Genomic DNA, 16,987 nt, shown 5'->3' on the forward strand with positions numbered 1-16,987 from the left:
CACTCCATGGGGTGATGCCCCGGCCGTCGACTCATCCGTACCGTGCTCCGCATCCCACCGAGAACGGAGCATCGACCATGCACGCCAACCCCGCTGCCGACACGCATCCCACACCGACCACCGACCATGCACCCGCCCAATCCCCAGCACGAGGGTGGTTGCAGGCAACCGTGATGATCGTCGGGTTCGCGGCCGTGATGCTGGTGTCGAACTCGATCGCGTCCGCCCTGTCGAACCCGGTGGCCGCGCTCGTGATCGGTCCGGCCCTCGCGGTGCTGATGCTGTGGCTCTACCGGCTCGCGTCGACCCGGATCGAGCGTCGACCCGTGCCGGAACTCGATCGGCGGGGTGCGCGCCGCGGCCTGCTCCTCGGCCTCCTGGGCGGGTTCGGCCTGGCCGCCGTGACGATCGCCGTGCTCGCCCTCGTCGGGGCCTACCGGGTCACCGGCTGGGGCTCGATCGCCGGGGTGCTGGGCCTCGTCGGCATGATGGTCGCCGTGGCGGTCGCCGAGGAGGTGCTGTTCCGCGGCGTGATCTTCCGGCTCACGCAGCGACGATGGGGCACCTGGCTCGCCCTCGGCGTCTCGGCCGTGCTGTTCGGGCTCGTGCACCTCGTCAACCCCGGCGCGACGGTGTGGGGCGCCGTCGCGATCGCGATCGAGGCCGGCCTCCTGCTCGGCGCCGCCTACGTCGCCACCGGATCGCTGTGGCTGCCGATCGGCCTGCACCTGGGCTGGAACGTCACCATCGCCGCGATCTTCGGAACCGTCGTCTCGGGCAGCGGCGACCGCGACGCGCTCGTCACCGCGGTCACGACGGGCCCCGCATGGCTCACGGGCGGCGCGTTCGGGCCCGAGGCCAGCGTGGTCGCCGTCCTGGTGTGCTCCGCCGCCACGGCGGTGCTCCTCCTGGTCGCCCACCGGGCGGGACGGCTCGTGAGCCGCCGGGGCATCCCGGCCGGCTCGGCGCAGACTGCCTAGATCGTGTCCTGCCTCGGGAAGACGACCTTCTCGATGATGGTGATGAGCGACGCGGCGACCGGGATGGCGACGAGCGCGCCGAGCACGCCGCCGAGCGTGCCGCCCGCGACCGCGGCGATGACGACGAGCGCGCCGGGCACCGCGACCGCGCGGTTCATGATGCGCGGGCTGAGCACGTACGCCTCGACCTGCATGTAGACGAGGTAGTAGATCGCCGCGGTGAGGGCCGTCACGGGCGACGCCGCGAGGCAGACGAGCGAGATGATCACCGCGGCCGTCAGCGTGCCGACGAGCGGGATCAGCGAGCACAGGAACGCGATGAACGCGAGCAGGATCGGCGCGGGCGCCCCGATGATCGACAGGAAGATGAGGCTCAGCACGCCGTTGATCGCGCCGAGCGAGACCTGGCCGATGACGTATCGGCCGACCGACCCGGTGATCTCGTTCGACACCTCGCGGAACTTGCCGCGCGAGCTGGCCGGAACGAAGCGCGTGGCGTAGCGCTTCATCGAGTCGAGCGAGGCGAGGAAGTAGAGGGTGAGGATCAGCACGATGACGGCGCCCGTGAACCCGCCCGCGATGCCGGCGCCCACGGCGAGGAGGCCGCCGCCGAGCGACCCGAGGTTCGCCGGGTCGGCGAGCCAGTCGCCCGCCGCCGTGATCGCCTCGCCGATCGCATCGCCCGTGCCCGTCAGCGAGTTCAACCACGCGACGAAGTCGCCGTGGCGGACGTTGGCGACGATGTCGGGCCAGTCCTCGATGATGATCTTGGTCTGCTCGACCACGATCGGCACGAGCGTCGCGATGAGGCCGACGAACAGGCCGATCACGACGACGAACACGAGCAGGATGGCGAGCCATCGCGGGAGGTCGCGCCGCTGCAGCCAGCTCACGACCGGGTCGAGTCCGAGCGCGAGGAACAGGGCGAGCGCGACGTAGAGGATGACCGTGCCGAGCTGGCCGACGATGCCGCCGAGCAGCAGCGCGAGCAGCACGCCGAGCGCGCCGACGAACCCGATGCGGAACGCGCGGATCTTGACCTCCGGCGTGCGCGCGTCGGCCTCTCCGGTCACGGCGGCGACCGGAGCCGGCTCGGGCAGGCTCGCAGCCTGACGAGGGGTGCGGATGCGACGGAAGACGGCCATATCCGAACGTTACTTGCGCCGGCCCCGCGAGCCCCAGAGCCGACCGGCGCGCCGGTCGGACGGGACGCGCTCTCGGCGACGGCGATCGGTGTGGCCACCGCTCGCCGACGTCGTCAGGCTCTGCGCGAGTTCGCGCGCGGTCACGGCGATGTCGTGGGCCGTCGGGCGGGATGCCGGATCGTCGGCGACCATCGGCCCGATCAGCTCGTGCCATTCGGGCGCGAGGTCGTCGGGTACGGCCGGCGGCCGCTGCAACCGAGCAAGCGCGGCCTCGATGGCGGAGCCGCTGTACTCGCGTTCGCCGGTCAGCGATTCGAGCAGTACCAGCCCGAGCGAGTAGACGTCGCTCGGCCCGCCCACCTCGTCGCCGCGGGCCTGCTCGGGCGAGATGTACGCGGCGGTGCCCATGATCGAGCCGTCGCCGGTGAGCCGGGAGCCGTCGATGAACTGGGCGACGCCGAAGTCGGCGAGCTTCGCGACGACCGAGTACCCCAGGGCCGGCTCGTCGCCGAGCAGGATGTTCTCGGGCTTGACGTCGCGGTGCACGACGCCGCGGCCGTGCACGTAGCTGAGCGCGTCGGCCATCTGCGCCCCGATCTCGGCGACCTGGCGCGGCTTGAGCGGGCCCCGGCCGATGCGGTGCGCAAGCGAGCGCCCCGCGACGTACTCCATCACGATGAAGCGGCGCGGCGCCTGCTCGGAGCCGGTGAACCCGGCGTCGTACACGGCGACGAGGCCCGGGTGGTTGAGGTCGGCGAGCAGCGTCAGCTCGCGCTCGCGGCGTGCGCGATCGGAGACGGTCTCTTCCCCGCCGCGGAACACCTTGACCGCGACCTCGCGCCCGAGCTGCGTGTCGCGGGCGAGGTAGACATCGGCCATGCCGCCCGAGCCGATGAGCGTGCTCGCGTCGTAGCGGCCGCCGTCGGTCGGTGCGGCGTCGTACCCCAGCTCGCCTGGCGCGCTGCCGAGGTGATTCAGGTCGTTCACGGTTTCTCCGGTTTCGAACACTCCGGGTGTCGCCCGGTCGTGCACGGGAGGTCCCATGCGTTCGGGCCAGCCTAACGAGCGCCACCGTCACCCACCGGGCCTTGCGGCGGGCCCGACCACTTGCTAGGTGTCACGCAGCGACGCGGGCCCGACGACCTCGCCCTCGAGCTCGCGCACCCAGCGATCGCCCGTCTCGCGGAACTCGGCCCGCGTCGTGAATCGGTACCGGTACGCCCGCGCACGCACCCACGTCGGCCGCTCGCCCGCGAACGGATCGCCCGCCAGCAGCCGAAGCGTCGGGGCGTCGGCTTCGAGCAGGCGCACGAGGAAGGCCTCGAACCAGGGCTCCCACATCCGACCGAGCGGCAGGAACCACATGAGCCAGTCGAGTCGCAGGTGATACGGCGCGAACTGCCCTGGCATCCGCCGCACGTCGCCGGGCTTGCCCTTGAACGCGTACTCGAGCCACGTGACATCCGGGTCGCCGGGATCGGCGGCGGCCGTGCCCTCGACGACGATCTCGATGCGCCGCTTGGTCACGGTGCCGAAGGCGCCGTACGCGTTGCCGAGCAGGAACCGGTTGAAACTCGCGTTCATGAGCTGCCGCTTCGAGAAGAGGTTCCGGATCGGCGCGACGGCGAGCCAGGCGAACAGCACGGAGGCCGCGACGACGACGACCGCCCACCAGACCGGGATGCCCGCGGCCTCGGCCGACGATGCAAGTGGGTCCGCCGCCGCCGACAGCCCCGGGATGACCGCCCACCACGCCGAGTCGCTGATCGCGCCCGCCGCGAGCACGACGGTGATCCAGTTCAGCCAGGCGAAGTTGCCGGTCGCGACCAGCCACAGCTGGGTGAGGATGATGACCGCCGCAGCGATCGAGCCGACGGGCACGCCGCCGATCGCCGGCACGAAGAGCAGGAACGGCACCACGAGCTGCGCGACGTGGTTGCCGACGACCTCGAGCCGGTGGAACCAGGGCGGCAGGAGGTGCGCCTGGCGGCTGAGCGGCCCCGGCATGGGCTGCGTCTCGTGGTGGTACATGAGCGCGGTGAGGTCGCGCCACTCGCGGCCGCCGCGGACCTTGATCATGCCGGCGCCGAACTCGAGCCGGAACACGAGCCACCAGACCGCGATGAGGACGGTCAGCGGCGGCGGCTCGTGCACGGAGCCGAGGAACGCGACGGTGAACAGCGCCTCGCAGAGCAGCATCTCCCAGCCGAAGCCGTAGAACGTCTGGCCGACCACGACGATCGAGAGGTACAGCAGCCACAGCACGAGGAACACGAGGAGCGGCACGAACGGCGGGGCGAGTTGCGGGAGGCCTCCGACGACGGATGCCCCGAGCACGATGCCGACCCAGCACACGACCGTGAGCCGCCGATCGGTGTACCGCCACCACCGGAACACGCTCGGCCCGCGAAGGCGCCCGCCCGCGGCGCGCAGCAGCGCCGGCACCGGCAGCAGGCCATGCTCGCCGAGCAGCGGCCGGAACTGGTTCAGCGTCGAGACGAACGCGATCACGGCGAGGGCCGCGACGCCGCGCTGCAGGATCTCGCGCGCGACGACATAGTCGCGGGCGTTCAGCCAGTCGAGCCAGTCGAGCTCCACGGGGCCACGCTACGCCGGGCGTCGTCGGGGCCGACAGCCCATTGCCCGCCTAGAACTGGTTGAGGTACACCCACGGCAGCCGGTCCATCATGAGCCGATGCCGGTTGCCATGCGCGTCGGGCGCCTCGTCGGGCACCGCCGGATGATCGGCGTGCTCGGCCTCGGGGTCGAACGCCGCGTCCTCCTGCCAGAGCAGGGTCGTGCGCTCGTGCGAGGTGAAGCGCGAGACGTACGGCCGCACCTCTCCCCCGCGCAGCTCGTCGAGCGCCTCGTCGACGGATGCCGCGTGCTGGAGCCCGTGCAGCGTGACGAAGGTCGGCGGCCAGAGCGTGAGCGCACCCGCCGCGTGCCGGTCGAGCGCGTCGGAGGGTCGCAGCCACTCGACCTCGGCGACCTCGGCCGCCGCCGGACGCAGCTCGCCGCCGGGCGCCCTGGCCGCGAAGAAGGTCGTCACGAGGTGCTTGGGCGAGCCGGCCGGCGGGGTCCACCGCGAGAACGGCACGAGGGCGTCGGGTTCGACGACGAGCCCGACCTCCTCTTCGGTCTCGCGCGCGGCCGTGCGGCGCGCGACCGCCTCGCTCGAGGGCTCGTCGCCGTCGAGGTCGCCGGGCTCGACGACGCCGCCCGGGAACACCCAGGCCCCGGCGAACGAGCCGCCGTCACGGGGGCGTTCGGCCAGCAGCACCTCGACGCCGAGCTCGCCGTCGCGCAGCAGCACCACGGTCGCGGCGAAGCCGCGCGTCGTCGCACGGGTCAGGGACTCGAGATCGCGGTCCATGCGCTCCACCCTAGGTCGAGCCCCCGACGCCCGCACGCGCGCCCGCGTAGGCTGCCGGTCATGGAGCACCCCGCAGACCCGCTCGCCATCGGCGTTCCCGTCTCGGACTCGGCGCACCTCGTGCTGGCGCCGAACCCCGGACCGATGACCCTCGACGGCACCAACTCGTACGTACTGCGCGCACCGGGATCGACGGGCACCGTCGTCGTCGACCCCGGTCCCCTGCTCGAGTCCCACCTGCGCGCGCTGGCCGCCGCCGGGCCCGTCGAGCTGGTCCTGCTGACCCACCACCACCTCGACCACACCGCGGGCGCCGCCGCGTTCGCCGAGCTGACCGGCGCGCCGGTGCGCGCGATCGGACCCGAGCTCTGCATCGGCGCCGATCCGCTCGTCGACGGCGAGCGCATCGAGGCCGCGGGCCTGACGCTCGAGATCTGGGCGACGCCCGGCCACACGGCCGACTCGATGTGCGTCGTGCTGCCCGATGACGGCGCGCACGGCTCCGTGCTCACGGGTGACACGGTGCTCGGTCGGGGCACGTCGATCATCGTCGACCCCGACGGCGCCCTCGGCCCCTACCTCGCGTCGCTCGAACGGCTCCGCGCCTTCGGCGAGCGCGGCGAGGTCCCGGTGCTGCCGGGCCACGGCCCGGTGCTGCCCGACCTCCGGGCGATCTGCGAGGCCTACCTCGCGCACCGCGCGGAACGGCTCGACCAGGTTCGCGCCGCGCTCGCCGAACTCGGCACGGATGCCTCGCCCGAGGCCGTCACCGACCTCGTGTACGCCGACGTCGACACGAGCGTGCGAGCGGCGGCCGAGGCATCCGTTCGCGCGCAGTTGACGTACCTGCGCGCGGAGTGACGGCCGAACCCGTCAGGCGACCTCGTAGGTGAGGCAGTCGGCCTCCTCGGCGCCGGGTCCGACGCGCACGGCCGCGGCCGTGCATTCGAGGGATGAGTTGTGGATGCACTCCGACCGCTGGCAGGCGCCCACGTGCGAGATGACCTTGTCGAGGCCGCCCTTCGCACCGAGCGGGATGAACGTCGCGCACTCGGCGTCGCCGACCGATCCGGCGATGGTCACCGCGGCGGCGTGGCAGTGGGAATGGTCGTTGTAGGAGCATCCGGTCACCGAGCACTCGGCGACGGCGGGCAGTTCGTCGAGCGTCATGCTCATGATGGCCTCCCGGGTCAGGCCGCTGGTGCTGCGGCTCGCGTAGCGCCGATGCTACGCCTCGCGACGCCCGACCGGAAGGCCGACATGCGACATTTTGGCCGGTCAGCGGCGGTTTTCAGGTAAGGCTAGCCTCACCTGCGGCGCTCGGGCAGGATGGGGGCATGGACGCCCGGTCGGCCCTCGACGAGATCGCGAGCCTGCTCGAACGCGAGCTCGCGAACCCCTACAAGGCGCGCGCCTTCCGCAAGGCGGCGGCCGCGATCGAGCCAATCGGCGACGACGAACTCGCGGCGCGCATCGCCGACGGGCGGCTGCGCAGGCTCGAGGGCATCGGCGCGACCACGTACGAGGTGATCGTCGAGGCCGCCGCGGGCCGCGTGCCGCCGTACCTCGCCGACCTCCGCGAGAAGGCCGGCGTCGGCGCCGAGCGCACGGGGCTCGCCGCGCAGATCCGCGGCGACCTGCACAGCCACTCCGAGTGGTCCGACGGCACGACGAGCGTCCAGGCGATGGCCGCGGGCGCGAAGGCGGTCGGCCTCGAGTGGGTCGCACTCACCGACCACTCGCCGAGCCTGCGGGTCGCGAACGGCCTGAGCGCCGAGCGGCTCGCGTCGCAGCTCGAGATCGTCGCGGCGCTCGACGCCGACGGCGGCCTCGGCGTGCGCCTGCTGCCGGGCATCGAGGTCGACATCCTCGAAGACGGCTCGCTCGACCAGACGCCCGAGATGCTCGGCCGGCTCGACGTCGTCGTCGCGAGCGTGCACTCCAAGCTGCGCGCCCCCGCGCCCGCGATGACGAAGCGGATGCTCCGCGCCATCGCCGACCCGCACACGAACGTGCTCGGCCACTGCACGGGCCGGCTCATCCGCGGGTCGCGCGGCACGCGTCCGCAGTCGGAGTTCGACGCCGAGCGCGTGTTCGCCGCGTGCGCCGAGCACGATGTCGCGGTCGAGATCAACTCGCGCCCCGAGCGCGAGGATCCGCCGGACGACCTGATCGAGATCGCGCTGCGGGCCGGATGCCGCTTCAGCATCGACTCCGACGCGCACGCCCCGGGGCACTACGGGTTCCTGGGCCTCGGCGCGGCCCGCGCCGAGCGCGCGGGCATCCCCGCCGATCGCATCGTCACGACGTGGGAGGCCGATCGGCTCCTCGAATGGACGCACCGCAAGCGGTGACGCCCGAGACCGGCTGATGCCGGGGTCAGGCCGGCGGGTTGTCGGGGTCGAGCGTCTCCAGCGTGTCCTCCTCGACGGCGTTGTCGGCATCGAGGTCGTTCGGGTCGGCCGCCGGATCGGTGTCGGGTTCGGGTGGCCGCGGCGCTTCCATCTCCTGCGTCGACACCTCGGAGAGGTCTCCCGTCGGGCCGAGCCGGTCGCGTTGCTCCCACGGGTTGAGCGGGTCGCTCATGGGTTCCTCCAGACTTCGGATGCCCCGAGCGTTCCGCGTTCCCGGGCGCGCGGCAACGGCCTTGACGCGGGCGCCGGCACGTGGCATCCGTTCGCCGGTCAGCCGGCGATCGCGTCGGCGATCGGCGTGGACCCCGTGTTGAACCGGATCGTCCGCCCGATCGTCGACGCGTCGGCGAGCGCGGCCGCGACGACCGCCGCGACGTCGTCGCGCGGCACCTCGCCCGCCTCGTCGGCCCGGGCGTCGATGCGCCCGGTGCCGGGGCCGTCGGTGAGCTTCGACGGACCGAGGATCGTCCACTCGAGCGACGTGCCGGCGAGGTGCTCGTCGGCGTCGGCCTTCGCCTCGGCGTAGGCGTGGAACGGATTCGACTCGGGGATGGTGCGGTCGGGCGAGCCGAAGTACGAGACCATCACGTACCGGCGCACGCCCGCGCGCTCGGCGGCATCCATCGACCGGATGGCCGCCTCGCGGTCGACGGCCAACGTGCGCGCCGGGTCGCCGCCGCCCGCACCGGCCGACCAGACGACGGCGTCGTGCCCCGAGAGCAGCGTCGCGAGCGCGGTGACGTCGAGGCGCTCGACGTCGGCCACGATCGGCGTCGCGCCGGCTTCGGCGACGTCGGCGGCATGGTCGGGGTTGCGGATGACGGCGTCGGCGTGATCGCCGCGCTCGGTGAGGAGTCGTTCGAGGCGGAGGGCGACCTTGCCGTGTCCACCGATGATCGCGATGCGGGCCATGAGCCCACGCTAGCCGTCGAGCGCCGCGCGGGGGCAGAATGAGGCGAGTCCACGAAGGAGGGGTCGATGGAGATCGAACAGGTCATCTGGTCCGTGCTCGGCGTGATCGGGGCGGTCGGCGGGGTGCTCCTCGTCGCGGCGCTGTGGTCGCTGATCAAGGCTCCCAAGGAGCAGTAGCGAAGCGCATGCCGGTCACCAGCGCCGGGCTGCTGCTCGTGCGGGCCGCGGGCCACGACCTCGAGGTCTTCATCGCGCACATGGGCGGTCCGTTCTGGGCGCGCAAGCCCGAGGCGTCGTGGTCGGTGCCGAAGGGCGAGTACGACCCCGGGTCCGAAGCTCCCGCCGCGGCGGCGCGCCGCGAGTTCCTCGAGGAGATCGGTACGCCCGCCCCCGAGGGCGCCGAGGTCGATCTCGGCGAGTTCAGGTATTCGTCGGGCAAGCGCCTGCGCGTCTTCGCGCTCGAGGCGCCCGGGTTCGAGGTCGACGAGGTCGCGAGCAACACGTTCGAACTCGAGTGGCCGCCGCGGTCGGGTCGGATGCAGGCCTTCCCCGAGGTCGACCGGGCCGAGTGGGTGACGTCGGCCGCCGCGCGACCGCTGCTCGTCGCCGGCCAGCGCCCGGTGCTCGACGCGGTCGCCGAGCGATTCGGCGGGCGGTAGCCCATGGCCGACGATGACGCGCTGGCACGGGTCGCCGACGAGCTGTACGGGCTCGCGCCCGACGAGTTCACCGCCGCCCGCAACGCCCGGGCGAAGCAGCTGAAGCCCGACGACCGCGCGCTCGCCGCGAAGATCGGCGAGTTGCGCAAGCCCTCGGCCGTCGCGTGGGTCGTCAACCAGCTCGTTCGGCACCGCGCCGACGAGCTCGACGACCTGCTCGCCCTGGGCGACGAGCTGCGCGCCGCCCAGGCCGACCTCGACGCCGCCTCACTCACGCAGCTCGCACGCGAGCGCCGGAAGCTCGTCGGGGCCATGGCCCGGCAGGCCGGGGCGCTCGCCGACGAGCTCGGGCACCCGGCGCGCGGGTCGACGCTCGACGAGGTCGCCGAGACGCTGCAGGCGGCGTTGACGGATGCCGCGGCCGCCGCGGCCGTCCGCAGCGGCCGGCTCGTGCGCGGCCTCGAGGCCGTCGGCACCGAGGTCGACCTCGACGGCGCGGTCGCGGGCGGGCCCGTCGGGCGAGCCTCTGGCAGCGCCGCCGGATCCGGGTCGCGGCGACGGCGGTCGGGCACTGACGCGGACGCCGACGCGGGCGCCGAGGGCTCGGAGGCCGACGACGCCGCGTCCGGTCGCGGCGCCTCAGCACGCGGCGGGCGGGGCGGCCCCGTCGCCGTGCCCGACGCGCCCGAGGAGGACGCCCGCTTCGCAGCCCGCCGCAAGGCCGAGCGCGAACGCGCCGAGCGCCAGGCGGCCGAGGCGGAGGAACGCGCGGAGGCGGCCGAGCAGGCGGAGGCCGAGGCATCCGAACGCCTCGACGAAGCGCGCGAACTGGCCGACCGCGCCTCGGCGGCGCGCGACGACCTCGAACACCGCGTCCGCGAGCTCGAGGCCGAGTTGGCGGAGGCCGAGCGCGCGCTCGCGGAGGCGCAGCGCGCCGTACGGCCGCTGGAGCGCGAGCACGACCGCGCGGCCCGATCCGCCGACGAGGCGCGGGCCGCCGCCGACGAGCTGCGCGCCGAGCTCGACTGAGCAGGCGTCGGCCGGACCGGCGTCAGCCGACCGCCGCGAGCACCTCGTCGACCCAGGCGGGCACGAGCATGCTCGCGAGCCCGTGGCGCACCTCGTCGAACAGCAGCGACACGTCGCTCTCGACGAGGTTGAGCTCGAGCGTCGACGCCCCGAACGACGCGGCGGTGAGCACGAAGCCCGCCGCCGGGTACACGGCGCCCGACGTGCCGATCGCGACGAACCGGTCGCAGGCCGCGAGCTCGAGGTCGATGCGGTCGAGCTCGTAGGGCAGCTCGCCGAACCAGACGACGTCGGGGCGCAGGGCCGTCACGCCGCAGGCGCGGCAGGTCGCATCGTCGGCGAGGTCGTGTGCGATGCCCAGGCGTTCGCCGCAGGACTCGCACAGCGCGGTGTCGAGCCGGCCGTGCATGTGGACGACGCGGCGCGACCCCGCCTGCTCGTGCAGGTCGTCGATGTTCTGCGTGACGACGAGCAGGTCGTCGCCCAGCCGCTGCTCGAGCCGCGCGAGCGCGCGGTGGGCCGCATTGGGTGCGACGCCGGCGACCGCCCGTCGCCGTTCGTCGTAGAAGCGCTGGACGGTCACGGGGTCGCGGCGGAACGCCTCGGGCGTCGCGACGTCCTCCACCCGGTGGCCCTCCCAGAGCCCGTCGGCGTCGCGGAACGTCGGCACGCCGCTCTCGGCGGAGATGCCCGCCCCGGTCAACACCACGATCCGCACTCCCCCATTGTGCGTCGCCGCTGCACGACGCGTAACCGGGACGACCGGTCGCAGCGGGCGGGGTTACGCTCGACAGATGCCCACCGAGCACCACGCGGATGCCCCCCGCCCCGCCCTGCGCGCCGACCTGCACCCCGAGACCGTGGTCGTCACGACCGGTCGGCCGGCGCACGTTCCCGACCAGCCGATGAACGTGCCCATCCACCTCACGTCGACGTACGTCGCGGGCGGCGACCTCGAGTACGGCCGGTACGGCAATGCCTCGTGGACGGCGTTCGAGCAGACCCTCGGCGCGCTCGAGGGCGGGCGGTGCGTGTCGTTCGCGTCGGGCATCGCGGCGATCGCGGCCGTGCTCGACCTCGTGCCGGTGGGCGGCATCGTCGTCGCTCCGCGTCACTCGTACACCGGGACCGTCGGGCAGCTCGCCGATCGCGAGGCATCCGGTCGCATCTCGGTGCGCTGGGTCGACCTGACCGACACCGATGCGGTCATCGCGGCGACCGAGGGCGCCGCGATGCTGTGGTTCGAGTCCCCCACGAATCCCGCGCTCGAGGTGGCCGACATCGCCACGCTGAGCGCCGGCGCGCACGCGAACGGCGCGCTCGTCGCCGTCGACAACACGTTCGCGACGCCGTTGCGACAACGCCCGCTCACCGACGGCGCCGACCTCGTCGTGCACTCGGCGACGAAGTCGATCTCGGGCCACAGCGACGTGCTCATGGGCGCGGTCGTGGCGACCGACGACGACTACGCCCACGCGATCGTCGGGCGGCGCTCGCTCGGCGGGGCCATCCCGTCGGCGTTCGACGCGTTCCTCGCGCTGCGCGGCATCCGCACCCTGCCGGTGCGCCTCGACCGCGCCGAGGCGACCGCGCGCACGCTGGTCGAACGGCTCGCCGGGCATCCGGCGCTCGCGGAGGTGCGCTACCCCGGCTTCGGCTCCATCGTCTCGATCGTGCTGCACGGCGCCGAGCCGGCCGACGCGCTCGTGGGGCGCACGAGCCTGTGGATCCACGCGACGAGCCTCGGCGGCGTCGAGTCGACGTTCGAGCGCCGTCGCCGCTGGCCGGCCGAGGCCGAGACGATCCCCGCCGGCCTCGTGCGCCTCTCGGTCGGACTCGAGCACGCCGACGACCTCGCCGCCGACCTGCTGCAGGCGCTCGACGCGGTCGCGGGGTAGCGGGGCTGCGGGGCAGCGGGGTAGCGGGGCAGCGCGCCGGTCGTCCGGCGGCGTGATCCCTCTGGCGAACCCGGTATCCGAGTATCCGCCGGATACTGTTCTCCCGGTTTCCGGAGGCATACCAGGCTCCCGCGCCATCAGGACGCCCCACGGGGCGTGCTCCTCCGTCGCGCGCTACCCGACCGGCGGAGCGGGTGTCGCGTGCCCGTCGTAGACCAGCACCGGCATCGGACCGAAGGGCGCCGAGCGCACGCGCAGTCGACGCACGTCGTCGCCCGTGAAGCCCGCCGCCTCGAGCGCCGCCTCGGGATCGCGGTCCCAGTGGCATCCGTGGCAGAGTCGCCGCGAGAACGGCGTCGCGACGCGCTGCACGACGCGCTTGACCGTGCGGGGCGGCGCGATCACGTGATCGACGAACACGACCCGGCCGCCGGGCACGAGCACGCGGCGCACCTCGGCGAGCGCGGCGTCGAGGTCGGTCACCGAGCACAGCACGTAGGTGCCGACGACCGCGTCGACCGAGGCATCCGGCAGCGGAATCGACTCGGCGACCGCGTCGAGCGGCGCGCCCTCGTGGCGCCACTCGCGCGCCCGCGTCGCGAGCTCCACGCGGCGATCGGCATCGGGCTCCAGCCCGATCCAGTCGACGTCGGGATGCCACGCGCCGAAGTTCTCGCCGTCGCCCGCCCCGATCTCGAGCACGCGCCCACGGACGCGCCCGAGCACCTCGCGCTCGAGGTCGTCGAGCCGGTCATCGTCGATGAGCGGGCGCGGGTCGGCGGGCATCCGTCCATGCGACCACGCCGCGGCGGGTGCGTCAAGGCTCGGCGGTCGTGGCGGTCACGCGAGCACCCCCAGGTCCTCGACGCGCACCTCGTGCTCGAGCGGGAGGCCGAGCGTGAAGCGCTCGAGCTCGCCGATCGCGGAGTCGGCCATCCGGCGGGTCTCCGTGCCGAGCGAGCCGGCGATGTGCGGCGTGAGCGAGACGTTCGGAAGCGCCAGCAGCGGCGAGTCGGCGGGCAGCGGCTCGGGATCGGTCACGTCGAGGACGGCGTCGAGCCGGCCGGCGATGCACTCGGCAGCGAGGGCGTCGGTGTCGACGAGGCTGCCGCGGGCCGTGTTCACGAGCGTGGCACCGTCGCGGAGCAGCGCGAGTTCGCGGGCGCCGATCATGCCGCGCGTCGCGGGCAGCTCGGGCGCGTGCAGGCTCAGCACGTCGACGCGTCGCAGCAGGTCGTCGAGTTCGACGAGCCGGGCGCCGGTGCGGGCGACCTCGTCGGGGTCGGCGTACGGGTCGGCGACGAGCACCTCGACCTCGTCGAGCTGGCGGAGCAGGGTCGCGACGCGGCGGCCGATCCGGCTGAACCCGACGATGCCGATGCGACGGCCGAGGTTGGAGGAGGAGCCGGGGTCGAACCTCCCACCCCGGTCGCCGAGGTGGGCGCGCGGCTCGCGGGCGAGGAACTGCGCGCGCTTGCCGGCGAGCACGATCGACGCGAACGTGAACTCCGCCACCGGGATCGCGTTCGCGTCCGCCGCGCTCGTGATGCGGATGCCACGGTGCCAGAACGCGTCCGTCGTGAGCGGCCGCACCGTGCCCGCTGCGTGGAACACGGCGCGCAGCGCCGGCATCCGGTCGAGTCGGTCGGCCGTGAGGGCCGGCGCTCCCCACGATGTGACGAGCACCTCGACCCGGCCGAGGACTCCGGCGGTCGCCGCGTCGTCCAGGTCGGCGATGCCCGGAAGCAGCAGGTCGACGAGCTGCTCGAGGCGCCCGAGCCGATGCGGGTCGAACTGGAGCGCGAACACCTCCGGCTGCATCGCGATCAGCGCGGCGGGACGTGCGTGGCTCATGTGCGGGCTCCTCATCGAGTGCTTGCGTCGGGACTGACGAACAGTGAATACTCTCCATCGATCGCGGTGGAAGCATTCGATCACGAACGATCACCGTCGATCCAAAAGGAGCATTCGGAGCCCGCATGACGCCGACCCTCACCCGGCCGTGAACGACGCACGCCTGCCGCGCTTCGCGATCGAGCGACGCGAGCGCATCCTCGACGAATTGCGCCTGCGCGGAGCCGTGACCGTGCGCGACCTCGCCGACCAGCTCGGGGTCACCGAGATCACCGTGCGCCGCGACATCGGCGCCCTCGCCGACCAGGGCCTCGTCACGAGGGTCCACGGCGGAGCGACCCTGCGCAGTCCGCTCGACCGGACCGTGCCGAGGGCCGCCGACGGCGGGCACGCCCGATACCGCATCGGCCTCGTCGCCCCGTCGCTGAGCTACTACTGGCCGCAGATCGTCTCGGGAGCGCGCGCGGCCGCGAGCGCGGCGCAGGCGCAACTCGTGCTCCGTGGCGCCTCGTACGACCCGGCCGACCAGCGGCGCCAGATCGCGGCGCTCGTGGACTCGGGCTCGGTCCACGGCCTGGTCGTCGGCCCCGAGACCGCTGGGCGTGACGGCGCCGCGATCCTGACCTGGCTCGAGCGGCTCGACATCCCGGTCGTGCTCGTCGAGCGCCGGTCGCCGAGCGCGCTCGCCCTGCAGCGGCTCGAGTGGGTCACGACCGACCACGAGTTCGGCGCCATCCTGGCGGTGCACCACCTGTACCAGGAGGGCCACCGCCGCATGGCCCTCGCACTGCAGCGTGCGTCGCCGACCTCCGAACACCTGCGCAGCGGGTGGGCGCGCGGCCTCGCCGACCTCGGGCTCGACGCCGACGCCTCGTTCGAGTTCACGATCGAGGACCTCGACAGCGCTCAGCGCGAGGGCAACCTCGCCGAGCTCGTCGACCGATGCCTCGCGACCGGCACCACCGGACTCCTCGTGCACTCCGATCCGCAGGCGATCCACCTCGAGCACCACGTGCTCGATCGCGACCTGCGCATCCCCGAGGACCTCGCGATCGTCGCCTACGACGACGAGATCGCCGAGAGCGGCGAGCCGCCGATCACCGCGCTCCGGCCGCCCAAGGCGCACATCGGCCGGCTCGCCGTCGAGACGCTCCTGGCGCGGCTCGACGAGGGCCCGCATCGCCCCGTGCAGCGGGTGCAGGCGCTGCCCGAGCTGATCATCCGGGCGTCCTCGCGGCGCAGCGGCTGAGCGGCGACCGCCGAATCCCGCCTATCCTGTTCCGATGCTGAGGGAACTGGCCGCGGGATTCGGACTGCTCGCCCGCGGCTTCGGCTTCTGGCGGCGCCGGCCCGCGATCATGCTGCTCGGACTCGTGCCCGCCGCGATCACGTTCGTGCTCCTCGTGACCGCGCTCATCGCGCTCGGACTCGCGCTGCCAGGCCTCGTCGACTGGGCGACCCCGTTCGCCGACGGCTGGGACGAGATCTGGCGAACGCTGCTGCGTGTGAGCCTGGCCGTCGTCGCGCTCGGGGGCGCCGCGGTGCTCGCGGCGGTGACCTTCACGGCGATCACACTGCTCATCGGCGACCCGTTCTACGAGCGCATCTGGCGTGCCGTCGAGGAGGACCTCGGCGGCGACGTGCCCGAGACCGACGGTGGGTTCTGGCGGGCGGTCGGCGACGCGCTCGAGCTCATCTCGCTCGGTCTGGTCGTCGCGATCGGCGTCGGGCTCGTCGGATTCATCCCGCTCGTGGGCGGCGCGATCGCCGCGGTGCTCGGCGTCGTGCTCACGGGCAACCTGCTCGCGCGCGAGCTGGCGACCCGCGCGTTCGAGGCGCGCGGCCTCCCCCTCGAGGCGAGGCGGGCGTTGCTGCGATCGCGACGCTGGCGGGTGCTCGGCTTCGGCGTGGCGACGCAGCTGTGCTTCCTGGTGCCGCTCGGGGCGATCGCGACCATGCCCGCGGCCGTCGCCGGCGCGACGATGCTCGCCCGGCAGCTGCTCGAGGCGGGCGTCGGCCCGGCGGGCTCGACCCGCTCAGCCGGCGGAGCCCCGCTCAGCCCGCCCGGGTCGCCGGAACCCCCGCCGCCCGGGCGTCCAGCTCGCTGACGAGGGTCGTGAACTCGACCCCGCCGACGGTGTGCACGTGCCACGCCTCGTCGAGGTGGCGCACCTCCGAGATGGAGAGGTTGTCGAGGCGCGGATAGTGCTCGGCGTCGTGGCCCGAGAGCGTCGCCAGGGTCCGCCGGATCAGCGTGCCGTGTGCGACCGCGAGCACGCGGCGCTCGGGATGGCCCCCCGCGATCTCGGCGAGCGCGGCGAGCCCGCGGGCGCCGACCGCCGCGTCGGGCTCCATGCCGGGGATGTCGCGGGCCGGCCAGCGCTCGCGGATCTCGACGACCGGCACGCCCTCGGCCTCGCCGAACTCCTGCTCGATCAGGCCGTCGAACGTGCCGCCCAACTCGATGCCCAGGGCGTCGGCGAGGATCTCCGCGGTCTCGCGGGCGCGGCCGAGCGGCGAGCTGACCACGAGGTCCCAACCGCCGTCGGCGAACCGCAGCGCCGCGTCGCGGGCCTGCTGTCGCCCGGTTCGATTGAGCGGGATGTCGGTGCGCCCCTGCATGCGCAGTTCGCGATTCCAGTCGGTCTGACCGTGGCGGATGAGGGCGATGACCATGGGTTCCAGCGTAACCGCGGTCGCGACGCGCCCGGCCCGGAGGA

At 73.6% G+C, this 16,987-nt stretch carries 19 protein-coding genes; 8 read left to right on the forward strand and 11 right to left on the reverse strand.

What is annotated here, in order from left to right; translation table 11 throughout:
- Nucleotides 1-173 precede the first annotated feature (173 nt).
- The gene (locus GE115_RS15230) at nucleotides 174-980 is read left to right on the forward strand and encodes a CPBP family intramembrane glutamic endopeptidase (protein WP_153685627.1); all 807 of its coding nucleotides are present in this window, start codon (nucleotides 174-176) and stop codon (nucleotides 978-980) included.
- On the opposite strand, the gene GE115_RS15235 is transcribed toward GE115_RS15230, so the two are convergent.
- The 4 genes from GE115_RS15235 to GE115_RS15250 all read right to left on the reverse strand — a co-directional run bounded on the left by GE115_RS15235 (nucleotide 977) and on the right by GE115_RS15250 (nucleotide 5,501).
- A complete protein-coding gene (locus tag GE115_RS15235) occupies nucleotides 977-2,125 on the reverse strand; it encodes an AI-2E family transporter (RefSeq protein WP_153685628.1) in 1,149 nt (382 codons plus the stop codon). The genes GE115_RS15230 and GE115_RS15235 overlap by 4 nt on opposite strands.
- A gap of 9 nt (nucleotides 2,126-2,134) precedes the next feature.
- Nucleotides 2,135-3,112, reverse strand: a complete 978-nt coding sequence (locus GE115_RS15240) for a serine/threonine-protein kinase (protein ID WP_172979960.1) — start codon at nucleotides 3,110-3,112, stop codon at nucleotides 2,135-2,137.
- Nucleotides 3,113-3,235: 123 nt separating this feature from the next.
- Nucleotides 3,236-4,723: a lipase maturation factor family protein gene (locus tag GE115_RS15245; protein WP_312855234.1), complete on the reverse strand. Its 1,488-nt coding sequence runs from the start codon at nucleotides 4,721-4,723 to the stop codon at nucleotides 3,236-3,238.
- A gap of 49 nt (nucleotides 4,724-4,772) precedes the next feature.
- Entirely contained in the window at nucleotides 4,773-5,501 is a 729-nt protein-coding gene (locus GE115_RS15250; RefSeq protein WP_153685630.1) for an NUDIX hydrolase, read from the reverse strand.
- A 60-nt stretch (nucleotides 5,502-5,561) separates the two neighbouring features.
- Here GE115_RS15250 and GE115_RS15255 point away from each other — a divergent pair, with 60 nt between their 5' ends.
- Nucleotides 5,562-6,362, forward strand: coding sequence for an MBL fold metallo-hydrolase (locus GE115_RS15255; RefSeq protein WP_153685631.1), 801 nt, complete (start codon nucleotides 5,562-5,564; stop codon nucleotides 6,360-6,362).
- A 12-nt stretch (nucleotides 6,363-6,374) separates the two neighbouring features.
- On the opposite strand, the gene GE115_RS15260 is transcribed toward GE115_RS15255, so the two are convergent.
- Nucleotides 6,375-6,677 (reverse strand): DUF1540 domain-containing protein, encoded by a 303-nt coding sequence (locus GE115_RS15260; protein WP_153685632.1) that lies wholly within the window; start codon nucleotides 6,675-6,677, stop codon nucleotides 6,375-6,377.
- 161 nt (nucleotides 6,678-6,838) lie between these two features.
- On the opposite strand from GE115_RS15260, the gene GE115_RS15265 reads away from it, so the two are divergent.
- A complete protein-coding gene (locus GE115_RS15265; RefSeq protein ID WP_153685633.1) occupies nucleotides 6,839-7,855 on the forward strand; it encodes a PHP domain-containing protein in 1,017 nt (338 codons plus the stop codon).
- A 25-nt stretch (nucleotides 7,856-7,880) separates the two neighbouring features.
- Here GE115_RS15265 and GE115_RS15270 read toward each other — a convergent pair whose 3' ends face one another.
- Together GE115_RS15270 and GE115_RS15275 are read right to left on the reverse strand one after the other, a co-directional pair.
- Entirely contained in the window at nucleotides 7,881-8,087 is a 207-nt protein-coding gene (locus GE115_RS15270) for a hypothetical protein (RefSeq protein WP_153685634.1), read from the reverse strand.
- Nucleotides 8,088-8,185: 98 nt separating this feature from the next.
- Nucleotides 8,186-8,827, reverse strand: a complete 642-nt coding sequence (locus tag GE115_RS15275; protein ID WP_153685635.1) for an SDR family oxidoreductase — start codon at nucleotides 8,825-8,827, stop codon at nucleotides 8,186-8,188.
- Nucleotides 8,828-9,012: 185 nt separating this feature from the next.
- Here GE115_RS15275 and GE115_RS15280 point away from each other — a divergent pair, with 185 nt between their 5' ends.
- Together GE115_RS15280 and GE115_RS15285 are read left to right on the forward strand one after the other, a co-directional pair.
- Nucleotides 9,013-9,486 carry an NUDIX hydrolase gene (locus GE115_RS15280; RefSeq protein WP_153685636.1) on the forward strand — a complete coding sequence of 158 codons (474 nt, stop codon included), beginning with the start codon at nucleotides 9,013-9,015 and terminating at the stop codon, nucleotides 9,484-9,486.
- Between the two features lie 3 nt (nucleotides 9,487-9,489).
- A complete protein-coding gene (locus tag GE115_RS15285) occupies nucleotides 9,490-10,515 on the forward strand; it encodes a hypothetical protein (protein ID WP_153685637.1) in 1,026 nt (341 codons plus the stop codon).
- A 22-nt stretch (nucleotides 10,516-10,537) separates the two neighbouring features.
- On the opposite strand, the gene GE115_RS15290 is transcribed toward GE115_RS15285, so the two are convergent.
- Nucleotides 10,538-11,233, reverse strand: coding sequence for an NAD-dependent deacylase (locus GE115_RS15290; protein ID WP_312855235.1), 696 nt, complete (start codon nucleotides 11,231-11,233; stop codon nucleotides 10,538-10,540).
- Nucleotides 11,234-11,309: 76 nt separating this feature from the next.
- Between GE115_RS15290 and GE115_RS15295 the strand changes: the two genes are divergently transcribed.
- A complete protein-coding gene (locus tag GE115_RS15295; RefSeq protein WP_153685639.1) occupies nucleotides 11,310-12,413 on the forward strand; it encodes a trans-sulfuration enzyme family protein in 1,104 nt (367 codons plus the stop codon).
- 174 nt (nucleotides 12,414-12,587) lie between these two features.
- Here GE115_RS15295 and GE115_RS15300 read toward each other — a convergent pair whose 3' ends face one another.
- Nucleotides 12,588-13,199 (reverse strand): class I SAM-dependent methyltransferase, encoded by a 612-nt coding sequence (locus GE115_RS15300; protein ID WP_153685640.1) that lies wholly within the window; start codon nucleotides 13,197-13,199, stop codon nucleotides 12,588-12,590.
- A gap of 54 nt (nucleotides 13,200-13,253) precedes the next feature.
- Nucleotides 13,254-14,267, reverse strand: coding sequence for a hydroxyacid dehydrogenase (locus GE115_RS15305; protein WP_153685641.1), 1,014 nt, complete (start codon nucleotides 14,265-14,267; stop codon nucleotides 13,254-13,256).
- A 148-nt stretch (nucleotides 14,268-14,415) separates the two neighbouring features.
- On the opposite strand from GE115_RS15305, the gene GE115_RS15310 reads away from it, so the two are divergent.
- Both GE115_RS15310 and GE115_RS15315 read left to right on the forward strand, forming a co-directional pair.
- Nucleotides 14,416-15,516, forward strand: coding sequence for a LacI family DNA-binding transcriptional regulator (locus GE115_RS15310; protein WP_312855236.1), 1,101 nt, complete (start codon nucleotides 14,416-14,418; stop codon nucleotides 15,514-15,516).
- A gap of 34 nt (nucleotides 15,517-15,550) precedes the next feature.
- The gene (locus tag GE115_RS15315; protein WP_153685642.1) at nucleotides 15,551-16,375 is read left to right on the forward strand and encodes an EI24 domain-containing protein; all 825 of its coding nucleotides are present in this window, start codon (nucleotides 15,551-15,553) and stop codon (nucleotides 16,373-16,375) included.
- Here the strand turns inward: GE115_RS15315 and GE115_RS15320 are convergent.
- On the reverse strand, nucleotides 16,323-16,943 hold the full coding sequence (locus GE115_RS15320; protein ID WP_153685643.1) for a histidine phosphatase family protein: 621 nt from the start codon (nucleotides 16,941-16,943) through the stop codon (nucleotides 16,323-16,325). The genes GE115_RS15315 and GE115_RS15320 overlap by 53 nt on opposite strands.
- Nucleotides 16,944-16,987 lie beyond the last annotated feature (44 nt).

Origin of the sequence: Agromyces agglutinans, from assembly GCF_009647605.1 — a bacterium.
GTDB lineage: Bacteria > Actinomycetota > Actinomycetes > Actinomycetales > Microbacteriaceae > Agromyces > Agromyces agglutinans.